Annotated in this window: 19 protein-coding genes, 1 tRNA gene and 2 pseudogenes; 8 read left to right on the top strand and 14 right to left on the bottom strand. The window is 68.5% G+C overall.

The window, feature by feature from the left end; translation table 11 throughout:
- Positions 1-174: 174 nt before the first annotated feature.
- Together ACYVO6_RS03420 and ACYVO6_RS03415 are read right to left on the bottom strand one after the other, a co-directional pair.
- Positions 175-1,146, bottom strand: a complete 972-nt coding sequence (locus ACYVO6_RS03420) for an ADP-ribosylation family protein (RefSeq protein WP_461057040.1) — start codon at positions 1,144-1,146, stop codon at positions 175-177.
- Positions 1,147-1,241: 95 nt separating this feature from the next.
- Positions 1,242-1,691 (bottom strand): DUF6336 family protein, encoded by a 450-nt coding sequence (locus ACYVO6_RS03415; protein WP_461057038.1) that lies wholly within the window; start codon positions 1,689-1,691, stop codon positions 1,242-1,244.
- Between the two features lie 375 nt (positions 1,692-2,066).
- Here ACYVO6_RS03415 and ACYVO6_RS03410 point away from each other — a divergent pair, with 375 nt between their 5' ends.
- Positions 2,067-2,636, top strand: a complete 570-nt coding sequence (locus tag ACYVO6_RS03410) for a maleylpyruvate isomerase N-terminal domain-containing protein (RefSeq protein WP_461057036.1) — start codon at positions 2,067-2,069, stop codon at positions 2,634-2,636.
- Between the two features lie 106 nt (positions 2,637-2,742).
- On the opposite strand, the gene ACYVO6_RS03405 is transcribed toward ACYVO6_RS03410, so the two are convergent.
- Entirely contained in the window at positions 2,743-3,330 is a 588-nt protein-coding gene (locus ACYVO6_RS03405; RefSeq protein WP_461057034.1) for an NUDIX domain-containing protein, read from the bottom strand.
- 264 nt (positions 3,331-3,594) lie between these two features.
- Here ACYVO6_RS03405 and ACYVO6_RS03400 point away from each other — a divergent pair, with 264 nt between their 5' ends.
- From ACYVO6_RS03400 to ACYVO6_RS03380, 5 genes and pseudogenes are all read left to right on the top strand, one after another.
- Positions 3,595-4,440 (top strand): helix-turn-helix domain-containing protein, encoded by an 846-nt coding sequence (locus tag ACYVO6_RS03400; protein WP_461057032.1) that lies wholly within the window; start codon positions 3,595-3,597, stop codon positions 4,438-4,440.
- Positions 4,437-4,625, top strand: coding sequence for a DUF397 domain-containing protein (locus ACYVO6_RS03395; RefSeq protein ID WP_461057030.1), 189 nt, complete (start codon positions 4,437-4,439; stop codon positions 4,623-4,625). Before ACYVO6_RS03400 ends, ACYVO6_RS03395 begins: the two co-directional genes overlap by 4 nt.
- A 30-nt stretch (positions 4,626-4,655) precedes the next feature.
- Positions 4,656-5,159: a YbaK/EbsC family protein gene (locus ACYVO6_RS03390; protein WP_461057028.1), complete on the top strand. Its 504-nt coding sequence runs from the start codon at positions 4,656-4,658 to the stop codon at positions 5,157-5,159.
- A 5-nt stretch (positions 5,160-5,164) separates the two neighbouring features.
- Positions 5,165-5,651: pseudogene (locus ACYVO6_RS03385) on the top strand (hypothetical protein).
- 339 nt (positions 5,652-5,990) lie between these two features.
- Positions 5,991-6,091, top strand: a tRNA-OTHER gene (locus ACYVO6_RS03380).
- Between the two features lie 141 nt (positions 6,092-6,232).
- On the opposite strand, the gene ACYVO6_RS03375 is transcribed toward ACYVO6_RS03380, so the two are convergent.
- Together ACYVO6_RS03375 and ACYVO6_RS03370 are read right to left on the bottom strand one after the other, a co-directional pair.
- A complete protein-coding gene (locus ACYVO6_RS03375; protein ID WP_461057026.1) occupies positions 6,233-6,514 on the bottom strand; it encodes a hypothetical protein in 282 nt (93 codons plus the stop codon).
- 241 nt (positions 6,515-6,755) lie between these two features.
- Positions 6,756-8,204, bottom strand: coding sequence for a recombinase family protein (locus tag ACYVO6_RS03370; RefSeq protein ID WP_461057024.1), 1,449 nt, complete (start codon positions 8,202-8,204; stop codon positions 6,756-6,758).
- Positions 8,205-8,230: 26 nt separating this feature from the next.
- Between ACYVO6_RS03370 and ACYVO6_RS03365 the strand changes: the two are divergent.
- Positions 8,231-8,353, top strand: a pseudogene (locus tag ACYVO6_RS03365) (EamA family transporter); the annotation flags it as partial.
- 68 nt (positions 8,354-8,421) lie between these two features.
- Here the strand turns inward: ACYVO6_RS03365 and ACYVO6_RS03360 are convergent.
- The 6 genes from ACYVO6_RS03360 to ACYVO6_RS03335 form a co-directional block, all read right to left on the bottom strand.
- Positions 8,422-9,591, bottom strand: coding sequence for a serine hydrolase domain-containing protein (locus ACYVO6_RS03360; RefSeq protein WP_461057022.1), 1,170 nt, complete (start codon positions 9,589-9,591; stop codon positions 8,422-8,424).
- A gap of 64 nt (positions 9,592-9,655) precedes the next feature.
- Positions 9,656-10,105, bottom strand: coding sequence for an organic hydroperoxide resistance protein (locus tag ACYVO6_RS03355; RefSeq protein WP_461057020.1), 450 nt, complete (start codon positions 10,103-10,105; stop codon positions 9,656-9,658).
- Between the two features lie 106 nt (positions 10,106-10,211).
- Entirely contained in the window at positions 10,212-10,667 is a 456-nt protein-coding gene (locus ACYVO6_RS03350; protein ID WP_461057019.1) for a MarR family winged helix-turn-helix transcriptional regulator, read from the bottom strand.
- Entirely contained in the window at positions 10,664-11,425 is a 762-nt protein-coding gene (locus ACYVO6_RS03345; protein WP_461057017.1) for an energy-coupling factor ABC transporter ATP-binding protein, read from the bottom strand. Before ACYVO6_RS03345 ends, ACYVO6_RS03350 begins: the two co-directional genes overlap by 4 nt.
- On the bottom strand, positions 11,413-12,174 hold the full coding sequence (gene cbiQ / locus ACYVO6_RS03340; RefSeq protein ID WP_461057015.1) for a cobalt ECF transporter T component CbiQ: 762 nt from the start codon (positions 12,172-12,174) through the stop codon (positions 11,413-11,415). Before cbiQ ends, ACYVO6_RS03345 begins: the two co-directional genes overlap by 13 nt.
- A gap of 1 nt (position 12,175) precedes the next feature.
- Positions 12,176-13,225 carry an energy-coupling factor ABC transporter permease gene (locus ACYVO6_RS03335; protein ID WP_461057013.1) on the bottom strand — a complete coding sequence of 350 codons (1,050 nt, stop codon included), beginning with the start codon at positions 13,223-13,225 and terminating at the stop codon, positions 12,176-12,178.
- A 192-nt stretch (positions 13,226-13,417) separates the two neighbouring features.
- On the opposite strand from ACYVO6_RS03335, the gene ACYVO6_RS03330 reads away from it, so the two are divergent.
- Positions 13,418-13,762, top strand: a complete 345-nt coding sequence (locus ACYVO6_RS03330) for an SsgA family sporulation/cell division regulator (RefSeq protein ID WP_461057011.1) — start codon at positions 13,418-13,420, stop codon at positions 13,760-13,762.
- A 171-nt stretch (positions 13,763-13,933) separates the two neighbouring features.
- On the opposite strand, the gene ACYVO6_RS03325 is transcribed toward ACYVO6_RS03330, so the two are convergent.
- The 3 genes from ACYVO6_RS03325 to ACYVO6_RS03315 all read right to left on the bottom strand — a co-directional run bounded on the left by ACYVO6_RS03325 (position 13,934) and on the right by ACYVO6_RS03315 (position 19,223).
- Positions 13,934-15,628 carry a penicillin-binding transpeptidase domain-containing protein gene (locus ACYVO6_RS03325; protein WP_461057009.1) on the bottom strand — a complete coding sequence of 565 codons (1,695 nt, stop codon included), beginning with the start codon at positions 15,626-15,628 and terminating at the stop codon, positions 13,934-13,936.
- Positions 15,629-15,722: 94 nt separating this feature from the next.
- On the bottom strand, positions 15,723-17,345 hold the full coding sequence (locus ACYVO6_RS03320) for a penicillin-binding transpeptidase domain-containing protein (RefSeq protein ID WP_461057007.1): 1,623 nt from the start codon (positions 17,343-17,345) through the stop codon (positions 15,723-15,725).
- 138 nt (positions 17,346-17,483) lie between these two features.
- Complete coding sequence (locus tag ACYVO6_RS03315) at positions 17,484-19,223, bottom strand: dolichyl-phosphate-mannose--protein mannosyltransferase (RefSeq protein ID WP_461057005.1); 1,740 nt, start codon at positions 19,221-19,223, stop codon at positions 17,484-17,486.
- Between the last annotated feature and the right edge of the window lie 23 nt (positions 19,224-19,246).

Below are 19,246 nucleotides of genomic sequence, written 5' to 3'. Positions count from 1 at the left end.
AGCGCTACGCGGGGGTCGTCCCATGGGTGGGACGAGCCCTGACGGGTGACCCTGAGTATTCACCCGAACTGTAGAGGCCGTACACCTCTCCACACGGCGGAACTGGCGCCTTGCGCCCCTCCGTTGCGGGAGACCGGCTACGGCAAGATCAAGGCTGCCCCGTTCGTGCGGCTGCTACGTCGTCTCCAGGACGTTGACCCGCGGCAAGGAACGGTGCCGGTGGTGTGCACCGGCTATCTCCGCCAGTGAGGGGCGGTTCAGCGCGCGGTAGGCCATCACGAGGAGTTCGTTGGCGAGTGTCTCACGGGCCGGGTCACCGCCCGAGGCCCAGTGCAGGTCGCGGCCCAGGACCAGGGCCTCCGCCGGATCGCCTGCCGAGCAACGGCGGCGGGCCTCCTGCAGGCTGGCCTCCAGGGCTGCGGCGTCCTCGAACAGGTCGTACATGTACGTCGCGAACTTGTACTCGTCGGCCTGGTTGTGGGCGGGGCGGTCCAGCGCGGTTTCGCCCGCCACGAGGGCGCCCGCGCCGTCCAGCGTGGTGATCCGGTCGAGGTCCACGGGTGGGATGATCGCGTCGTAGGCCGTGGAGTAGGCGATGCCCACCTCGGGCCGGTCCCCGGTCTCCACGGCAGTCAGTGCATCGCGTAGCAGGCCCAGGCGAAACCGCCGCGCGGACGCCTCCTCGTCCTGCACGTCGTCGTCCAGGTCGCGCCAACAGCGTTCTAGAATCGCGCGGAGCGCCTCCAGCGGTGTTCCCGAGGTAGTGTCGATTCCACCGCCGTCGTTGTTGTAGTAGGAGGCGACTCCACCGCACGTGCGGCCGTCGTCGAACCACAGGCCGTGGTGGAGGCCGTCGGAGCCGCCGTGCATGAACGTCAGGAACTCGGGCGGATCACGGTAATAGCGGCCGTGCACCCGTACATCGATGCCCTGGCACGGCTGCAGACCGGCGTCGGCGAACAAGTCCATGATGCCGGCCGGGGACACGTCCAGGTCACCGAGGGCCTGGTATTCGACCGGGGCGAGGGATCCCAGGAACGTCGAGAACCGGAAGATCGAATCCGGTAGTTCGAATCCCCAGTCCCGCAGGAAGCGCTCCTCGATGTGGGCCCGGCTCGCCGGCCTCTCGGTCTTCTTCCCGTGCATCGCATGCCCCCCCCGTTTATGGCGCACATATGGCCGCTGTTGGGAAGGCCGAGGCTACCGAACCGATGACACCGCTGGCATGGCGACCTGCGTGTTCAACTCCCGTACAGCCAGCTGTCGTACGCGGCGTTGTCGACCAGGTGGTAGAGCCCGAGCGCGCCGGGGAAGAGCACAAGGGCGAGGACTCCCGCCCGTACGAAAACCGGCGCCACGATGGTGCCGCTTTCGTACTGGCTGGTGATGGTGCCCCAGTCCCGCAAGCGTCTGATGTCACCCGAGCACGCCGTCCAGAAGCAGACTCCGACCACGATCCCTATCCCGGCGAAGACCATGGAGAACCCTGCCACCACGGCAAGGAACGTCTCGCGGTCATGATGGTCGGCGACGAAGAGTGTGCCGATAAAGAGCAGGGCGACGGCGGCGATACCCTGCACTGCTCCTCGCACCACGACGTCCTTGAAGCGCAGCCGTGGCAGACGTACGCCATCCTCGTCCGTGGCCCGTTGTGGGGTCGGTACTGCTCCAGTGCGCTGTGTACGCGTCATAGGCGGCAGGCTACCTGGGGGTAGAAAGTCAGCAGGACGAATCCTCCGGCCAGCCGCACCAGCGGCTGGCTGAGGGCAAATGCCCTCGAACAACAACCACTTGGCGCCACACCGTGCCAGGCTGGCCGCGCAGCCCAGACCCCCGATTCTGTTCTCGGGCTCGTCGCATGTGGCCCATGCCCGCGCGATCTGGGAGGAGGAGAGCCCTCCCGCGTAGCCCTGGGCCGAGGGCACCGAGCGGGTGACCCTAGTTCCAGGCGGCGCGGCCGAGGCCGCACGGCATGCCCAATTCGACCAGCGCCGTGAGCACTGGACAAGTCCCCTGACATGCATGGTTTTTGATCCCCCCTCAACTCGCAATGTGAGGAGCTCTGCATGGACCATCAGGACGTCGACGCCGCCGTGGCAGAGATGCTGCGGGTGCTTGGCCCCCATACCGCCGAGGACTGGACGGTGCCGGCGGGGCCGCTCGAATGGACCTGCTGGCAAACAGCAGCCCACATCGGCCACGACCTGCTGGCCTACGCAGGGCAGCTGGCAGCACAGCCCGCAGACGCCTACCTTCCCATCGACCTGAACGTCCGCCCCACTGCCTCGCCGGCCGAAGTACTCCAGGCCGTCACCGCCTGCGGCGGACTGCTCAGCAGCGCCCTGGCCACAGCCACCCCGACCCTGAGGGCCTGGCACTGGGGCCCGTGCGACCCCGAAGGGTTCGCGGCGATGGGCGTCGCCGAAACTCTGCTGCACACCTACGACATCACGCAGGGACTGTCCGTGGACTGGCTGCCACCAGCACCGCTGAGCGCAGCAGTACTCAACCGGCTCTTCCCCGCCGCCCCGCCCGGAGACCCCACTCAGGTACTCCTCTGGTGCACCGGCCGCAGAGAACTCGACGGCCTCCCTCGCCAAACATCATGGAGGTGGGAAGCAGCACGATCGGACTGATCGAGCTGACCTCGGCGAACGTTCCCGGTCACAGCACTAGCTCGCACCCGATCGCCGCGGTGGCCTCGGCGGCGGTACGGCGTTTGGCGCATGAGTGCTCTGGTGGTCAAAGGTCGTGGATGTCGGGGAGAGAGATGGCGGCTTCGGCGAACAGTCGGCGATAGAAGGGACCAAGGCCGTCGGGGAGGGTCAGGGATTGGAACGCCTCCTCGGCCGGCAGGAGACGGCGGTGGGCCATCTCGAAGCATGGGTCCCACCGAGCCAGACGCACCTCTGCTCGCCACATCGACCGGATCAGCACCAGCCCTTCCTGCGGGCCTCTCACACAAACGCCCCGGCTGAACCCGAGGAGCCGGCAATCCATCACCTCGGCGCAGGCTTCCTCACGGACCTCGCGACGCATCGTGTCGACCCACTGCTCGCGCTGCTCGGGGCGGCCGGCGGGCAGACCCCACCGCTGTCCGTCCGGGCTGACCACGAGGATCCGATCGCCGACGACGCACACCGCCTCCGCGCCGTGTGGCGTACCCGACGGTGGGTCAGGAGGTGGGTACCACGCAACGTGCCATTCCTGACCGTTGATGGATGCGGTGAAGTCGACGCCATTTCCAGCGAAGTCGTTCATGGTTTCGTTCCAGGTCCTGGGCTGTGAGATCGAGCCGACACTGCTGGCCAATCCCCTCTGGTGGGGCACCAGGTGCGAGAAAGCATGACACTTTCCGGGAAAGTGTCATGCTTTTCGCGGAGTGCCTGCCTGGATCGCGCGTCGCCGGCCGCGGTGCCAGTCGAGTTGAGATGAAGGCTGGCGGTTTCTTGATTCATGTCACTCAGCGTGGCGGAGTCTGCGTACGGTGAGGAGTCGCGGTGCGTGTGCGTGCGGTGACTGTCCGGCGTTTGTCCCGGGCTGTCCCGGCTGTGTCCGTGCCGTACGGGTACGGGTGCGCGTTGGAGGTGGGCAATGAGCGAGGACATGGACGAGGCGGGCTGGGGAATCGAGCCCGGGGACGAGATGGCACCGATGATCGAGGTCGTCGGCGGCGTGATCAAGTTCTACCGGGAGGCCGCTGGGATGCGGGCGGCCGAGTTCGCGGAGGCGATGGGGTACGGCGAGGACATGGTCCGCAAGATCGAGCGCGGAACGCGTATCCCCCGGTTGGAGTTCCTCTACCAGGCGGACGAGGTGCTGAACGCGGGCGGGGCGATCGCCGCGCTGCGGACGCACACGGAGAAGGCCCGCTATCCGAGGAAGGTGCGGGAGCTGGCTCAACTGGAGGGGCGGGCGGTTGAGTTGCTGTGGTACCGCACCCACAACCTTCATGGGCTGTTGCAGACGCCGGAGTACGCGAAGGCACTGTTCGAGACACGGCAGCCCGCGCTCTCGCCGGACGTGGTGGCACGGGAGACCGACGGGCGTATGGCCCGAAAGGCGATCTTCGAGCGGGAGCCTGCCCCGACGCTCGGTTTTGTCCAGGAACAGGTGACGCTGGAACGCCCCATCGGAGGGAAAATGGCGTTGCGTCGACAGCTCGAACACCTGCTGGAGGTGGCGCAGTTGCGGAACGTCACATTCCAGGTCATGCCGACCGACCGGGAGGATCACGCCGGAATGGATGGTCTGATCGACGTGCTGAAGTTCATGGACGGTACGGCGGTCGGGCGTTCCGAAGGCGCGTTCAACGGCCGCCCGGTCTCAAGCCCCAGAGACCTGCGGATCCTTGAACTGCGGTATGGCATGATCCGGGCGCAGGCTCTCACGCCGAGGGAGTCGCTGGCCTTCATCGAACGAGCGCTGGGAGAACTATGAGCACCCGTGAACTCCAGTGGTTCAAGAGCAGCTACAGCGACAGCAGCGAACCCGGCGACTGCGTCGAAGTCGCCACCACCCCCGCCACCGTCCACGTCCGGGACTCCAAGAACACTCAGGGTCCCTGCCTCGCCATAGAACCCGTCACCTGGACAGGCTTCGTGGCGCACATAATCGAGATGTGACCCCGGGAGGGGATCGGCTAGCGTGCCGTCATGACCGCCGCTGACGAGCAGAACGCCGCCCACCCCCGTTTCGCCGAGGCCCTGCGTGAGCTGGGCCTGGATGACCTGCAGCCGCAGATCCGCCGCTTCCCGGACGCCACCCGAACCGCCGTTGAGGCAGCCGCGGCGATCGGATGTGAGCTGAGCCAGATCTGCAAGTCGCTGATCTTCGCGGCGGACGGGGTCCCGGTCCTGGTGTTGATGGATGGGGCGTCCCGCGTGGACCTCAAGCTCGTGCAGCGGGAGTTGGATGCCGAGAAGGTCACGCGGGCCAAGGCGGACCTCGTGCGGGAGACGACGGGGTACGCGATCGGGGGCGTACCGCCCTTCGGGCATCGCACCAAGACCCGTGTCCTGGCGGACCGTTCGCTGCTGGATCACGACACGGTGTGGGCCGCCGCCGGTACTCCGTACGCCGTCTTCCCCATGGACCCGAAGACCCTGATCACCCACGCGGGCGCCACGCTGGTGGACGTGCGCGAGCAGTCCGCTTAATCGACGTGCCCCTACTCGTCGCGGCAGCCGTCCTCCTCGCCGCCGTCACCCACGCCAGCTGGAACGCGATCGCGCACCAGATCACCGACAAGCTCGTCGGGTTCACCCTGATCTCGGGCGGCGGCACGCTGATCGGCCTGGCCGCGGTCCCGTTCGTCCCCTGCCCGCGGCCGGGACGTGGCCGTACCTGATCGTCTCCGCGCTCATCCACATCGCGTATTACGTCCTGCTGATGCGCTCGTTCCGCCTCGGCGACTTCGGCCAGGCATACCCCATCGCGCGCGGCACCGCGCCCCTGGTCGTGACCGTGCTGGCGGCGGTCTTCGCTCACGAGGTCCCCAACGGCTGGGAGCCGCCCTGTCCGTCGCGGCGTACGGCCTCGTCCTGTGGGCACAGACGAAGGCGGAGCTCGCTCCCATCGCGGCCTTGCGCGAGTCGTCAGTCAAGCTCTGCTCATGCGGTAATAACTTGGCTGGTCAGGGGGCTGGATGAGGGACTCCCGTACGCCCCGGCCTCGTCGCGCCCATGAGAGCGTGTTGAGAGAGTGTTTAGGGATGTTCAGTAGGGATGTGTCACCTTTGAGGCCAGCGGCTTTCATAACGCTTCACCCTGTAGGAGCGCATTCGCGCACTCCGAGGTGCTGATCGGACCGCCCGTTTAGTTCGCACATGCCGCTCGAATTCCGTCTGGTTTAGCAATGGGATGGAAGCTCCCTACTGGTAGGGAGCTTCCAGGTATTTCAGGCCATGTGTGTTGGTAATAAAACCAGGCAAAGCATGTTGAAACGGTCGGCGTGAATCAACATCAAACGCCCACTCAGTGACCGTGTGAGGCCGTGTGCCCGAGTGGTTCAGGGACTCGCCTGCGCTGCATCCATCAGCGGGCTCCGCCCGCGGGGAGTTACGCGGGTTCGATTCCCGCCACGGCCTCCAAAGCTGGTCTGATCAGCAGGAATGAGGAGCCCTGTCTTTTGTCGGGCCCCCTTTTCGCATATGGGAAGCCCCGCCCGACTGTCTTTCTCACCGTCGCCGGACGGGGCTGCGCAGGTGCTTCGACTTCCGAGGTCGCCGCCGTCAGAGGGGGGGGAGGAGAGCGGCGGGGTCAGCTGCGGGGACTGCGCCGGTGACGGGTTCGGTGCCTGCACCGACGGCGGTGCCGGGGGCTTCGGCGATGGGGGTGAGGATGCCGCCGACGGTGGTGCCGGCGGCGCTGGCGCCGCTGTCGACGCAGGTGCCGGTGGGGTAGTTGGAGATTTCGCCATGACAGGGGGGTGGCGCGGCGGCGGCGGGGCCGACGGCGGTCAGGATCAGTACCAGGCCGAGTCCGGTTGCGGCGGCCAGGTGCCGTGCGCTCATGTGTCGCATGGAAAACGCTCCCCTTTCACGGGCTTCACATCCAAATGCCCAGCAGGCTTGGATCTGCTCGGATCTTCATGGAACCAGGTGGGTCGGGGCGCGGGCGTCTTTGGCGCGCGTGCGGGCATTCTTTGGCACGCATGCGGGCATCTTTGGCGAGCATCTGGGCTAATTAGTGCGACCGCACCCGCCTGCGGGCCGCATCGGTCGGCCTGAGTGATTAGCGGCCGCGGGGAGCCGCTCAGTCCAGCGGGTTCGGCTTGATGTCTACCCGGTCTGTGTCGAACCCCCTGCCCTTCCTCTTCGGCGGGCGGACAACCACGGCGGCGAACAGGAACCGGTAGATCGCGTTCATGCGCGCGTAGTCCTCCTCCAGCTCCAGCCGCTCCCAGTTCGCTTTGGCGTCGGGTCCGGCGATCCCCTTCAGGACGGCGATCGGTCGTTTCACGGTCTTGCGTTGACGCTCCTTCATCCGCTTGAGGACGGGCGCACGCATGGCCTGGAAGTCGGCGGTCGTGAAGTCGTCATCGTTGAGCCACAGCTCTTTCAGTTCCCGAAGCTTGGCCCGGTCCTTCTCGTCTGCTGCAACGTCGGCCTCGGGGCGCACGGTCGTCGCGGGCTCATGGCCTGAGGTGTCCAGCTTGGTCAGCACCTCGATTGCCACGTCCCTCACGAACGCTTCGAGAGGTCCGGCCACGACAGAGCGATTGCACTTCGTCTGGCCGACCTCGTCGGCACGGGTGCACCGGTAGTAGGCGTACCGACCGCTGTTCGTACCACCCATACGCGCTCCACAAGCGCACGTCGCGACTCCACGCAGTAGGTAACGCCGGGTCGGTTGCTTCTGCTTCTCCCTAGAGCGCTCGGCCCGGTACTCCTTCTGCCGCTGCACCTCATCCCACTGTCCACGGTCGATGATGGCGGGCCATGTCCCAACCCCCACCTCTTCACCCTGGTGGATCCGAACGCCCGCCACGAAGTTGGACGACAGCAGATGACGAACGTTCTCGGGCTGCCATGTCTTGCCCTTGGACGTGAGGATCGAACGTGCCGTGAGGTCCTGGGCGATGTGCATCGGCGACTCGCCATCCAGGTAGCGGCGGAAGACCTCGCGAACGATCTTTGCTTCCTCCTCGATGATCGCGCGGCCGTCGCTGGTGTAGCCATACGGGCGGTTGCCCACGTGAGGGTTGCCCTCGCGGGCCTTGTCCTTCAGGGCGTACTTCAAGCGTCGCGACGCGTCGTCAGAAGAGCGGCACGCGTGGGCCACCTCGATACGGAGGATGAACCGGTCGTCGGGGTCCGACAGGTCACGCCGGTTCGCCTCGCCGTGCAGCAGGACGCGCTTGTCGTCGGCTATGGAGAGCAGCTCTTCGAGGTCCTTGGGCTGCCTCATGAGGCGGTCAGGGTGGTAGACGATGACGTGCCGGATCTCGCCTTCCCCCATCGCCTTCAGCATCTCTTCCCAACCCGGCCGCTTGCGGTTGCGCTGCCACGCAGAACGGTTGTTGTCCACGTAGACGTGAGCCGACTCGACACGGAGCTGAAGCCGTTCGGCGATCTCCCGGCAGATGCGTTCCTGCCGGTCGACTCCGGTTTGGTCCTCGTCCTTGGTGTGCGAGATGCGGCAGTAGATGGCGGCGGGCTCGCCCGGAGTGATGGCGGCCCTCGCTAACTTTGATCGACTCATGCCAAATACTGTATGAGCGGGGTATGACATCGATCATCGTCGGCGCGGCCATCGGCGCGGTGTTCTTCAAGGAGCGGTTCGGAGCGCCGCGCATCGCTGCGGCGGCGCTCCTCGTGGTGGGGATCGGGCTGATGCTGCACGCGGGGTGAGCCTGGTGGACCACTGGGGGAGTCCTGGCCCGGTCGGCCACGACGATCCCGGCACAGTCGGCGGTCGGCTACGACGACTGCGCCGCCCGTACCGCCCGTACCAGCGCCTGTGCCCGCGGATCCGCCGTCACCGTCTTGCGGAAGCCGTTCGTCACGTAGCCGAGAGCGATGCCCGACTCGGGGTCGGCGAAGCCGAGGGGGCCGCCGCGGCCCGGGTGGCCGAAGGAGCCGGGGGACAGGAAGGGGGAGGCTGAGCCGTGGAGCATGTAGCCGAGGCCGAAGCGGGTGTTGATCACCAGGATGCGGTCGGGGCCCGCGGATTCCTCCGTGCGGGCCGCTGCCAGCGTCTGCGGCGTGAACAGGCTTGGTACGCCGTCCACTTCACCGATCAGCGAAGCGTAGAAGCGGGCCAGGCCGTCCGCCGTCGCGATGCCGTTCGTCGCGGGGAGGGCGGCAGCGCGGTACGCGGGGTCGTTCTGGTCGGGGAACGGGGTGATCGCGGCGAAGGCCCGTCGGGTGAGCGAGTCCGGGTCCTCGTACGCCTCGGAGACCGACCGCTTCGGCCGGCTGCGCAGGCCTCCCGCCGAATCGACCGGTGTCTCGAGACGGCCCGCCCGCCCCACACGTCCCGCCTCGGAGGCTGGCAGCCCGACCCACAGATCCAGCCCCAGTGGCCCGGCGATCTCGTCGGCGATCCACTTCCCGATGCCCCGGCCGGTCACCCGCCGCACCAGCTCGTCCACGAGCCAGCCGTACGTCAGCGCGTGATATCCGTGCCCGGAACCCGGCTCCCACACCGGGGCCTGCCGCGCGACGGCCTCCGCGCCCCGCAGCGGATCCAGCGCCTGAGCCGGAGTCAACGGCCGGTCCAGCACCGGAACCCCGGCCCGATGCGCCAGCACATGCCGCACCAGCACCCGCTCCTTGCCCGCCGCCTTGAACTCGGGCCAGTACTCCGCCACCGGAGCGTCCAGGTCCAACTGCCCGCGTTGATGCAGGAGAAGGGGTACGGCCGCTGCGATTCCCTTCGTCGCCGAGCGTACGATCTGAGCGGTCCCGCGTTCCCAGGGAGTCGAGGAGCCCTCCACATCCCGCAGACCGGCCCACAGATCGACCACCCGCCGCCCGTCGCGGTACACGACGACCGCCGCACCCCGCTCACCCAGCACCGCGAAGTTACGTACGAACGCGTCCCTGACCGGCTCGAAGCCCTCCGCCACTGTGCCGTTCACGTCCACGCCCGCGCTCCCTGTCTCATCACAGCCGACAGTGGAGGCAACACCAGCCCACAGCCGGCGATTCCTAGCCCAGCAGGATCGTGACCTCGATATTGCCCCGCGTCGCGTTCGAGTACGGGCAGACCTCGTGAGCCGCGTCCACCAGCTTCGACGCGATGCCCGGATCGAGGACGGGGAGCGAGACGCTGAGGGCGACCGCGAGTCCGTAGCCCCGCTGCTTGTTCGGCCCGATGCCGACCTTCGCGGCGACCGTGGACCCGGTGAGATCGAAGCCGGCGCGGCGGCCGACGAGGACCAGCGCGTTGTGGAAGCAGGCGCTGAAGCCGGCCGCGAACAACTGCTCCGGATTCGTGCCATTGCCGTCCCCGCCGAGCGCGGGCGGCATCGCGACCTTCAGCTCGATCTGGCCGTCCTGGCTGGTGACATAGCCCTCGCGACCGCCGTGCGCGGTGGCCTCGGCGACATACATGATCTTTGTCGGGCGGGTGTCGACAACAGCGGTGCCATCAGTCATGGTTGGCCTCCCCCAGAAGGCATGCGCACAAGTACATCGTGCACAAGGTACTTGGCGGTAGCCGGGCCCCTGTTACCGGGGGGTAGCAACCGTGGGTAACGCGAGATCAGCGGGTACGGTCCGCCGCGGCCTCCGCCTTCTCCGCCAGCCGCCACAACTCCTCGCGCAACCGCGCGACCTCCGGCCCGCCGAGCCCCGTCGCCGTGAGCAGTGCGCCCGGTACGCACTCCGCGCGCTCCCGCAGTTCCTCCCCGCGTCCCGTGACCGCGACGAGTACCGACCGCTCGTCCCGCGCCGACCGCTCACGCCGGACCAGGCCCGCCGCCTCCAGTCGCTTCAGGAGCGGGGACACCGTGCCGTAGTCGAGCCGCAGGGCGGCCGCCAGCTCCTTGACCGGCGTCTCGCCGCGCTCCCACAGGATCAGCAGGACGAGATACTGCGGGTAGGTGAGGCCGAGTTCATCGAGCAGCGGGCGGTACGCGGCCGTCACCGCGCGGTGGGCGGCGTACAGCGCGAAGCACAGCTGGTCGTCCAGGAAGAGCGAGCCCTCGTCGTTCGTCACGCGCCCATTGTCACGGAGCGCGGATCGAAGCCGAAGGGCAGCTCCAGACGGTGCTCCCGCATCAGCTCCTCGTCCGAGAGAAGTTCGCCCGTCTTGCCGTCCGCGGCGATCACGCCCTCGCTGAGGATCAGGGAGCGGGGGCACAGTTCGAGGGCGTACGGCAGGTCGTGGGTGACCATGAGCACGGTGACGTCCAACGACCGCAGGATGTCGGCGAGTTCGCGCCGCGAGGCGGGGTCGAGGTTGGACGACGGCTCGTCCAGGACAAGGATCTCCGGCTCCATCGCGAGGACGGTCGCGACCGCCACCCGCCGCCGCTGCCCGAACGACAGATGGTGCGGGGGACGGTTCGCGAAGGCCTCCATGCCGACCCGCTCCAGCGCCGTGCGTACGCGCGCCTCCAGTTCCGGCCCCTTCAGGCCGGCCGCCGCGGGTCCGAAGGCCACGTCCTCGCGCACGGTCGGCATGAACAGCTGGTCGTCCGGGTCCTGGAAGACGATGCCGACCTTCCGCCGGATCTCGGCCATGTGCTTCTTGCCGACGGGCAGCCCGGCGACCGTCACGGTGCCGGTGCCGCCGGTCAGGATGCCGTTGAGGTGCAGCACGAGCGTGGTCTTCCCGGCGCCGTTCGGCCCGAGCAGCGCCACCCGCTCACCGCGCGCGACGGTGAAGTCGACGCCGAACAGGGCCTGGTGGCCGTCGGGGTACGCGAAGGCCAGTCCGGCCACTTCCAGAGAGGGGGTCGTCACAGAGTCCATCCCAACAGACACACGACAAGGGCCGCACCGGGCAGGGCAAGGGCGTACGACCACTGCGCCCGGGATGCGGTCACCTCGTCGATGACCGGCATGGAACCGGTGTAACCCCGGCTCACCATGGCGAGATGCACCCGCTCCCCGCGCTCGTACGACCGGATGAACAGCGCGCCCGCCGACTTGGCGAGGACGCCCCAGGACCGTACGCCCCGGGCCTCGAAGCCACGCGACTCCCGCGCGATCTTCATCCGCCGCATCTCGTCCGCGATGACGTCGCCGTAGCGGATCATGAAGGAGGCGATCTGCACCAGGAGCGGCGGAAGCTTCAACCGCTGCAATCCCAGGAGGAGTTCGCGCAGTTCGGTGGTCGAGGCGAGCAGTACGGAGGCGGCGACGCCGAGGGTGCCCTTGGCCAGTACGTTCCAGGCGCCCCACAGGCCGTTGACGCTCAGGGACATCCCGAGTACGTCCACGCGCTCGCCCTGCGCCACGAACGGCATCAGTACTGCGAAGGCCACGAACGGCACCTCGATCAGCAGCCGCTTCAGGAGGAACCCGGCCGGCACGCGGGCCGCGTACGCCACGCTCGCCAGCAGCAGCGCGTACAGCGCGAAGGCCCACATCGCCTCGCGCGGGGTCGAGACGACGACGATGACGAAGGCGAAGACGGCCGCGAGCTTGGTGTGCGGCGGCAGGGCGTGTACCGGCGAGTGCCCGTGCCGGTAGAGCTTGTGCGCGTGGCCCGCGCCCATGTCAGACGGTTTCCTCGACCTGGGAGGGCGAGGTCTCGGACGTACGGCGCTTGCGGACGGACCAGAAGACGCCCGTGCCCGCGACCACCGTGACGCCGACGCCGATCACGCCCGCGAGGCCGCCGGAGACACGGGAGTTGGTGATGCCCTCGATGCCGTAGTCGGCCAGCGGGGAGTCGGCGGCGGCGTGGTCCTCGGCCTTGGCGTCGATGCCCTTGTCGGCGGCGACCTTCTCCAGGCCATCGGGGCTGGCGGAGGCGTAGAAGCTGACGAAGCCGGCGAGGACGAGGGAGGCGGCGAGGCCGACGAGCAAGACCTTGCGGGGGGACCGGGCGGCGACCGGGGCGGGTTCGGCGGCCGGGGCGTCGACCAGCTCGCCGTTCACGCGGAGCTTCAGCGGGGCGGTCAGTCCGCGGGCGCCGTACACGAGGTCCGGTCGTACGGCGATGACGGCGCCGACCGTGAGCGCGGTGATCGTGGCCTCGCCGATGCCGATGAGGACGTGGACGCCGACCATGGCGGTCAGGACCTGCCCGATGGGTACGTCCGTGGTGCCGCCGATCGCGTAGACGAGCGTGAAGGCCGCGGCGGCGGCCGGCACGGAGAGCACTGCGGCGATGAACGCGGAGACGGTAATGGATCGGCGCTTCTTGGGCAGGAGTTTCACGAGGCCGCGGAAGGCCGCGTACGCCACGACCGTCGTGACCACCGCCATGATCGTGATGTTCACGCCGAGCGCGGTGAGGCCGCCGTCCGCGAAGAGGATGCCCTGCATGAGCAGCACGACGGAGACACAGAGGACCCCGGTATAGGGGCCGACGAGTATCGCCGCGAGGGCGCCGCCGAGGAGGTGGCCGCTGGTGCCTGCCGCGACCGGGAAGTTCAGCATCTGCACGGCGAAGATGAACGCGGCGACCAGGCCCGCGAGCGGGGCGGTCCGCTCGTCGAGTTCGCGCCGGGCGCCGCGCAGACTCACGGCGACGGCTCCGGCGGCGACGGCTCCGGTGGCCAGGGAGACGGGGGCGTTGATGAATCCGTCGGGCACGTGCATGGATGGGCTCCGCTTCCGGGGTCCGGCCGGCTGGCTAACCGTTTGATGATAGTGCCCTGTTGCGAACGGCTTGCAAGAGCGAGGTATCCATCAATAGCTCGGGAGCGCAATCCACAAAATATGCGACATTGGATAGAAATCAGCCCAAAGGGTTCTCACAGGGTCCCCGGACCCCCGGCGAAGGAGCGACCGATGTCCGCCGTCGAGCAGTACGCGCGCGCCCACATCGTGACGGATGCGGCGGAGGACCCGCCCGCGGTCCCGGTCGCCCTCCGCTACGACCCCGAGGCCGAGTCGCCCGAGGTGCACATCACACTCCCCGGCCACCACGAGTGGGCCGTCGACCGCGAACTCCTGGAACGGGGCCTGCGCACTCCGGCCGCCTCCGGTGACATACGCATCTGGCCGTGCGGCCGGGTGCAGGCCGTGATGGAGTTCCACTCGCCGAAAGGGGTGGAGGTCGTGCAGTTCGACGTGAAAGCGCTGGTCCGCTTCCTCCGTCGTACGTACACGGCGGGGGCGCCGGTGGCTCACTAGCGAGCCCCGCACCCGTCAGGGGCGCGGGGAGGCGCAGGTTTTCAGGGGCGCGGGGCTGTGACATATGCGGCTCCGCCACGATGGGGGTCCCCCGCTCGAGCCTGTTCGAGAGTGGGGGAGCGACCAGCCACAACGGACCCGCAGTGTCGAACCGTGCTTCCAGCGGAGCGCCTAGCTACCCGCCTTCAGCATCGCCGCCACGATCGGGCCCGCCGTCTCACCGCCGTGCCCGCCCTGCTGCACCACACCCGCCGCGGCCAGGTCGCCCTTCCACGCCGTGAACCAGCCGTTGGGCTTCTTCTGGCCGTCCACCTCCGCGGAGCCGGTCTTGGCGCCGGAGTCGGAGCCGAGGCCGGCCATCGCCTCGGCCGCCGTACCCGCCGCGGCCGTGTACTGCAGCAGTTCCTGCAACTGGGCCCGCGTGGAGGAGGACAGCGAACGGGGCGCCTTCGCCAACGTACGGTCGTCGACGTCCGGAGACACCAGGTAGGGCTGGTGGAAGGTGCCCGTCTTCGCCGTCGCGACGACCGACGCCATGTTCAGCGGGTTCATCCGGACCGCGCCCTGGCCGATCAGCGAGGCCGCCATCTGGGCGTCCGACTGCACCGGCACCGCGCCGTCGAAGCTGGACACCCCGATCTGCCAGTCGTTCTTGCCGAGCCCGAAGACCTCCTGGGCCTGCTTCGTCAGATCGTCGTCGCTGAGCTTCTTGGCCTGGCTGATGAAGGCCGTGTTGCAGGAGCGCGCGAAGCTCGCCTTGAACGTGCCGCCCTTGATCTCGAACTTGTCGTCGTTCTGGAACTTCCAGCCGCCGTAGGTGAAGAACTTGGGGCACGGGTGCTGCTTGTCCGTCGACGCGAGCCTCTTGTCCAGGAGCAGCGACGCCGTGATGATCTTCATTGTGGAGCCGGGTGCCAGGGAGCCCTGGAAGGCGGTGTTGAAGCCGTGGCCGGAGTTCGCGACGGCCAGGATCTCGCCCGTCGACGCCTTCGTCATGACCACCGACGCCTTGGGCTTCTTGGCCACCTGGTCCTCGGCGGCCGCCTGGAGGCTCGGATTGAGGGTCGTACGGACCGTGCCGGGCGTCCCCTTGCTCAGTTCCAGGAGCGTCTTGTCGGGGGTCCCCTCGTTGCCCTCGGTCGCCTTGGCGGAATCGCCGGAGGAACCCTTGCGGATCACCCGCAGCTCGATGCCCGCCTTGCCGCCGGCCTTCTCGCCGTACTTCTCGCGCAGGCCGTCAAGGACCGTCCCCAGGGACGGGTACTTGGCCGCGGTCAGCTCGCCGCCGTCCCGGTCCAGCGCCTTGACCGGCGGTGTCCCGGCTTCCCCGGTGACCAGCCGGTCGCCGTCCTGAAGGTCCGGGTGGACGACGGAGGAGTGCCAGTCGACCAGTGGCTTTCCGTCCTCGGCCCGGCGGACGACGGTGAGCTGGGAGTCGTACGAGAGGGCTTTCGTCTGGCCCTTGTAAGAGACCGTGCCCTTGACGGAGAACGGCATCTTTGCGCCGGATCTGGTGCCGGGCGTGAGGGTCACGTCCTTGATGTGCGCCTCTTTGCCGTACCCGGTGAGCAGCGTACGGGCCGCCGCCGTGTCGTTCGTGGCGGTGGCGGCCCCGGTGACGTCACCGCCCTGCCAGGCCGTGAGGAACGTCGTGGCCGCCGACTTGACCTCGGCCGCCGACAGCGGGCCGGTCTTCACGGCCGCCTTGCGTTCGGCGGCCGTCGACGCGCTGTCGTCGGCCGCCGCCCCACCGCCGTACACGGTGTAGACGCCGAACCCGGCCCCACCGACGACCACGGCGATCATCCCGCTGATGACGGCGGGCTTCGTCCTGCCGCGCTCTCCGGCGCGTCCCCTCTTGCCCACGGCTCCCGTTCCTCCGCTGTTGCCTCAGTATTCTCACGTTCCACTTAGAGAACGAGAGCCAACAGCCTAGGGTCCCGGTGTGACAGGAGGGACCTCAGCCGGACGCTCGTAGCACGGCTGCGACAATCGGGCCCGCCGCGTCGCCGCCGCGACCGCCCTCCTGGGTCATGGCCGCCGCCGCGATGTCGTCGCGGTAGCCGGTGAACCAGCTGTTGGACGTCTCCTGCCCGTCGACCTCCGCCGAACCGGTCTTCGCGCCGATGCTGCCGCCGCCGAGGTCCTTCATCGCCTCGGCCGCGGTGCCGCTGACCGCGGTGCGGTTCATCATCTGGCGCAGTTGCGCGACCGTGCCCGCGTCCAGGCCCTTCGCGGTGGCCAGTTCACGGTCGTCGAGGCTCTGCGGCACGATCACCGGCTGCCGGAAGGTGCCCGTCATGGCGGTCGCGGTGACCGAGGCCATGTTGAGGGGGCTCATCTGGACCTGGCCCTGGCCGAGCATGTTGGCCGCTGTGTCGGGGCCGCCGGAGGCCGGGACGGAGCCGTCGAAGGACGCGATGCCGGTCTTCCAGTTGTCACGGCCGAGACCGAAGCGCTCCTGGGCTTCCTTCGTGAGCGAGTCGACCTTCACCTCGTCCGCGTACTTCACGAACGCCGTGTTGCAGGAGCGCGCGAAGCTCTCCGAGAGGGTGGCGTTGTCGTTGGGCTTCATGCCCTCGATGTTCTTGAAGGTCTGGCTCTGCCAGGTCGCCTCCGGCGGGCAGGGCGCGGGTCCGGTCGCGGTCGTGACGCCGTTGTCGATCAGCGTCGCCGCGGAGATGATCTTCATCGTGGAGCCCGGCGCGAGCTCGCCCTGGAACGCCGCGTTGAACTGGTCGGACCGGTGGTTGGCGACCGCCAGCACCTCCCCGGTGCTCGGTTTCACCGCGACCACCGACGACTCGGAGTACTCCTTGACCGCCTTCTCCGCGGCGGCCTGCGCGCCCGCGCTGAGCGTGGTGCGCAGCTTGCCCGGCTCGCCCTCCGCGAGCGTGAGAAGCGTCTTGTCGCCCGCGTTCTCGTCCGCGCTCCGGACCGCCAGCTCGACACCCGGGGTGCCGCCCGCGCTGTCGCCGTACTTCTCCCGCAGCTGGTCCAGGATCGGCCCGAGCGAGGGGTACTTCTCCTTGGTCAGCACGGTGTCGTTCCGGTCCACCGCCTCGATCGGCGGGCTCGCCGCCTCACCCGTGACCAGGGAGTCGCCCTCCGCCAGATCCGGGTGCAGCACGGTCGGCTGCCAGTCGACCAGCGCCCGGCCGGTGGTGTCCCCGCGTACGACGGTCAGCTCGCTCTTGTACGCCAGGGGCTTGCTCTTCCCCTCGTACGACACCGTGGCCGCGACCGAGAACGGGACCGTCCCGCCCGACGGCGTACCCGGCGTGATCTTCACGTCGGTCAGATGCGCCTCGGTGCGGTAGCCGGCGAACAGGGGCTGGGCCACGCCCGCGTTGTTCGTGTACCCGGCGGCCTTGGCCGCCTCGCCCTGCTCCCAGGCCGCGAAGAACTTCTCGCTGGTCTCCTTGACCTCGTCACCCGACGGCGGACCGGTCTTCACGGTCTCGCCCCCGTCCGAGCCGCCCCCGCTGATCGCCGACACGATGTTGAACGCGCCGTACCCGGCACCCCCGACCATCACCGCAAACACCCCGCCCACAATGGCGGTCTTTGCCCCCTTGCGCATAGCGCGATCCCCTCCCCAGGGCCTTTCTGAACATGTTCAGAAAAGCGCTCAACTACCGCACTGTATGCGGGAGGAGGGGCCAGTGTGGCCACTGTTCCCTGATTGTTAAACCGAGGTGTCCGGTAGCCGGCCGGTTCCTCAGACCCAGGTATCCAGCCACATCCGTGAACGCCAGGTGTCTATCGGGATGGCCTGGCCGGTGTAGATCGGCCAGAAGTAGATGAAGTTCCAGGCGATCAGCAGGACCAGGACGCCCGCCGTGGCCGCGCCCGCCACACGGCGGTGTTCGCTCGAACCGGGCGGTCCCAGGATCGCGCCGATCATCATCGCCACGGCCAGGCAGAGGAAGGGCAGGAAGACGACCGCGTAGAAGAAGAAGATCGTGCGCTCCTGGTACATGAACCAGGGCAGATAGCCGGCCGCGATGCCGCAGGCGATCGCGCCCGCGCGCCAGTCGCGGCGGAAGAGCCAGCGCCACAGCACGTAGAGGATCGCGAAGCCGGCGGCCCACCACAGCAGGGGCGTGCCGAGGGCGAGGACCTCGCGGGCGCACTTCTCGCCCGCGTCGACGGGGCAGCCGTCCTTGCCGGGCCGCAGGGACTCGTAGAAGTACGAGACCGGGCGCCCTGCGACGATCCAGCTCCACGGGTTCGACTCGTAGGTGTGCGGCGAGGAGAGGCCGACATGGAACTCGTACACCTGGTGCTCGTAATGCCACAGGCTGCGCAGCCAGTCGGGCAGGAAGGTCCAGTTGCCGCCCTTGCCCTCGGTGGCCGCCCAGTTGCGGTAGTGGCCGCCGGAGCCGTCGGAGGGGGACAGGATCCAGCCGGTCCAGGAGGCGAGGTACGTGACGAGCGCCACCGGCACGGTCGCCACGAACGCCAGGCCGGTGTCGCGCTTGAGGACCGCCTTGTACGGGTGCCGGGCGCCCGCGACCCTGCGCGAGCCGACGTCCCACAGGACTGTCAGCAGGCAGAACGCGACCAGGACGTACAGGCCGCTCCACTTGGTGCCGAAGGCGAGGCCGAGCATCAGGCCGGCCGCCCAGCGCCAGGGCCGTAGGCCGAGGCGGGTCGTCTCGGCGATGTGTGCGTCCGGGCGTACGACTCCGTCCTCATCCGGCGGCAGCGCGGCGGCGAGGCGTGCGCGCGTCCTGTCCCGGTCGACGACCAGGCAGCCGAAGGCCGCGAGCACGAAGAACATCAGCACCTGGTCGAGCAGCGCCGTGCGGCTCATCACGAAGTGCAGCCCGTCGACGGCCATGAGAGCGCCCGCGAGACAGCCGAGGAACGTCGAGCGGAACAGCCGGCGGCCGATACGGCACAGCATCAGCACCGACAGCGTGCCGAGCACGGCCGTCATGAACCGCCAGCCGAAGGGCGTGAACCCGAACAGCCACTCGCCGAGCCCGATCACGTACTTGCCGACCGGCGGATGGACGACGTACGCGGCTTCCGAGGGGATCGGGACGTCGCCGTTGCTCCGCAGGATCAGGGCGTCGGCGTTCTTGGCCCAGTTGACCTCGTACCCGCGGTGGATGAGCGCCCAGGCGTCCTTGGCGTAGTACGTCTCGTCGAATATCACCCGCTTCGGGCTGCCCAGGTTCCAGAACCGCATCAGGCCCGCCAGCAGCGTGACCAGCAGCGGCCCCACCCACGCCGACCAGCGCACCACAAGCGCGGCGGCCGGCTTCGACAGCCCGAACGCCGCCCACAGGTGCGGGCTGGGCTGGGCGTACGCGGGCACCAGACGGTCACGGACATCGCTTCTGGCCCGGCTCGTGTAGCCGAACCGGCGAAGCCGCAGCTGCCACGACGGCCGCTGCTCTTCGACGCCCTGTCCCTGCCGGGTGTCCGTGGAAGACGCGGTACTGGTCACCGCGCCATCGTAGGGAACCCTTC

It is taken from the genome of Streptomyces pseudoechinosporeus (assembly GCF_054783935.1).
The sequence above is the reverse complement of the archived record's forward strand: the minus strand, read 5'-3'. Positions and strand labels throughout refer to the sequence as shown.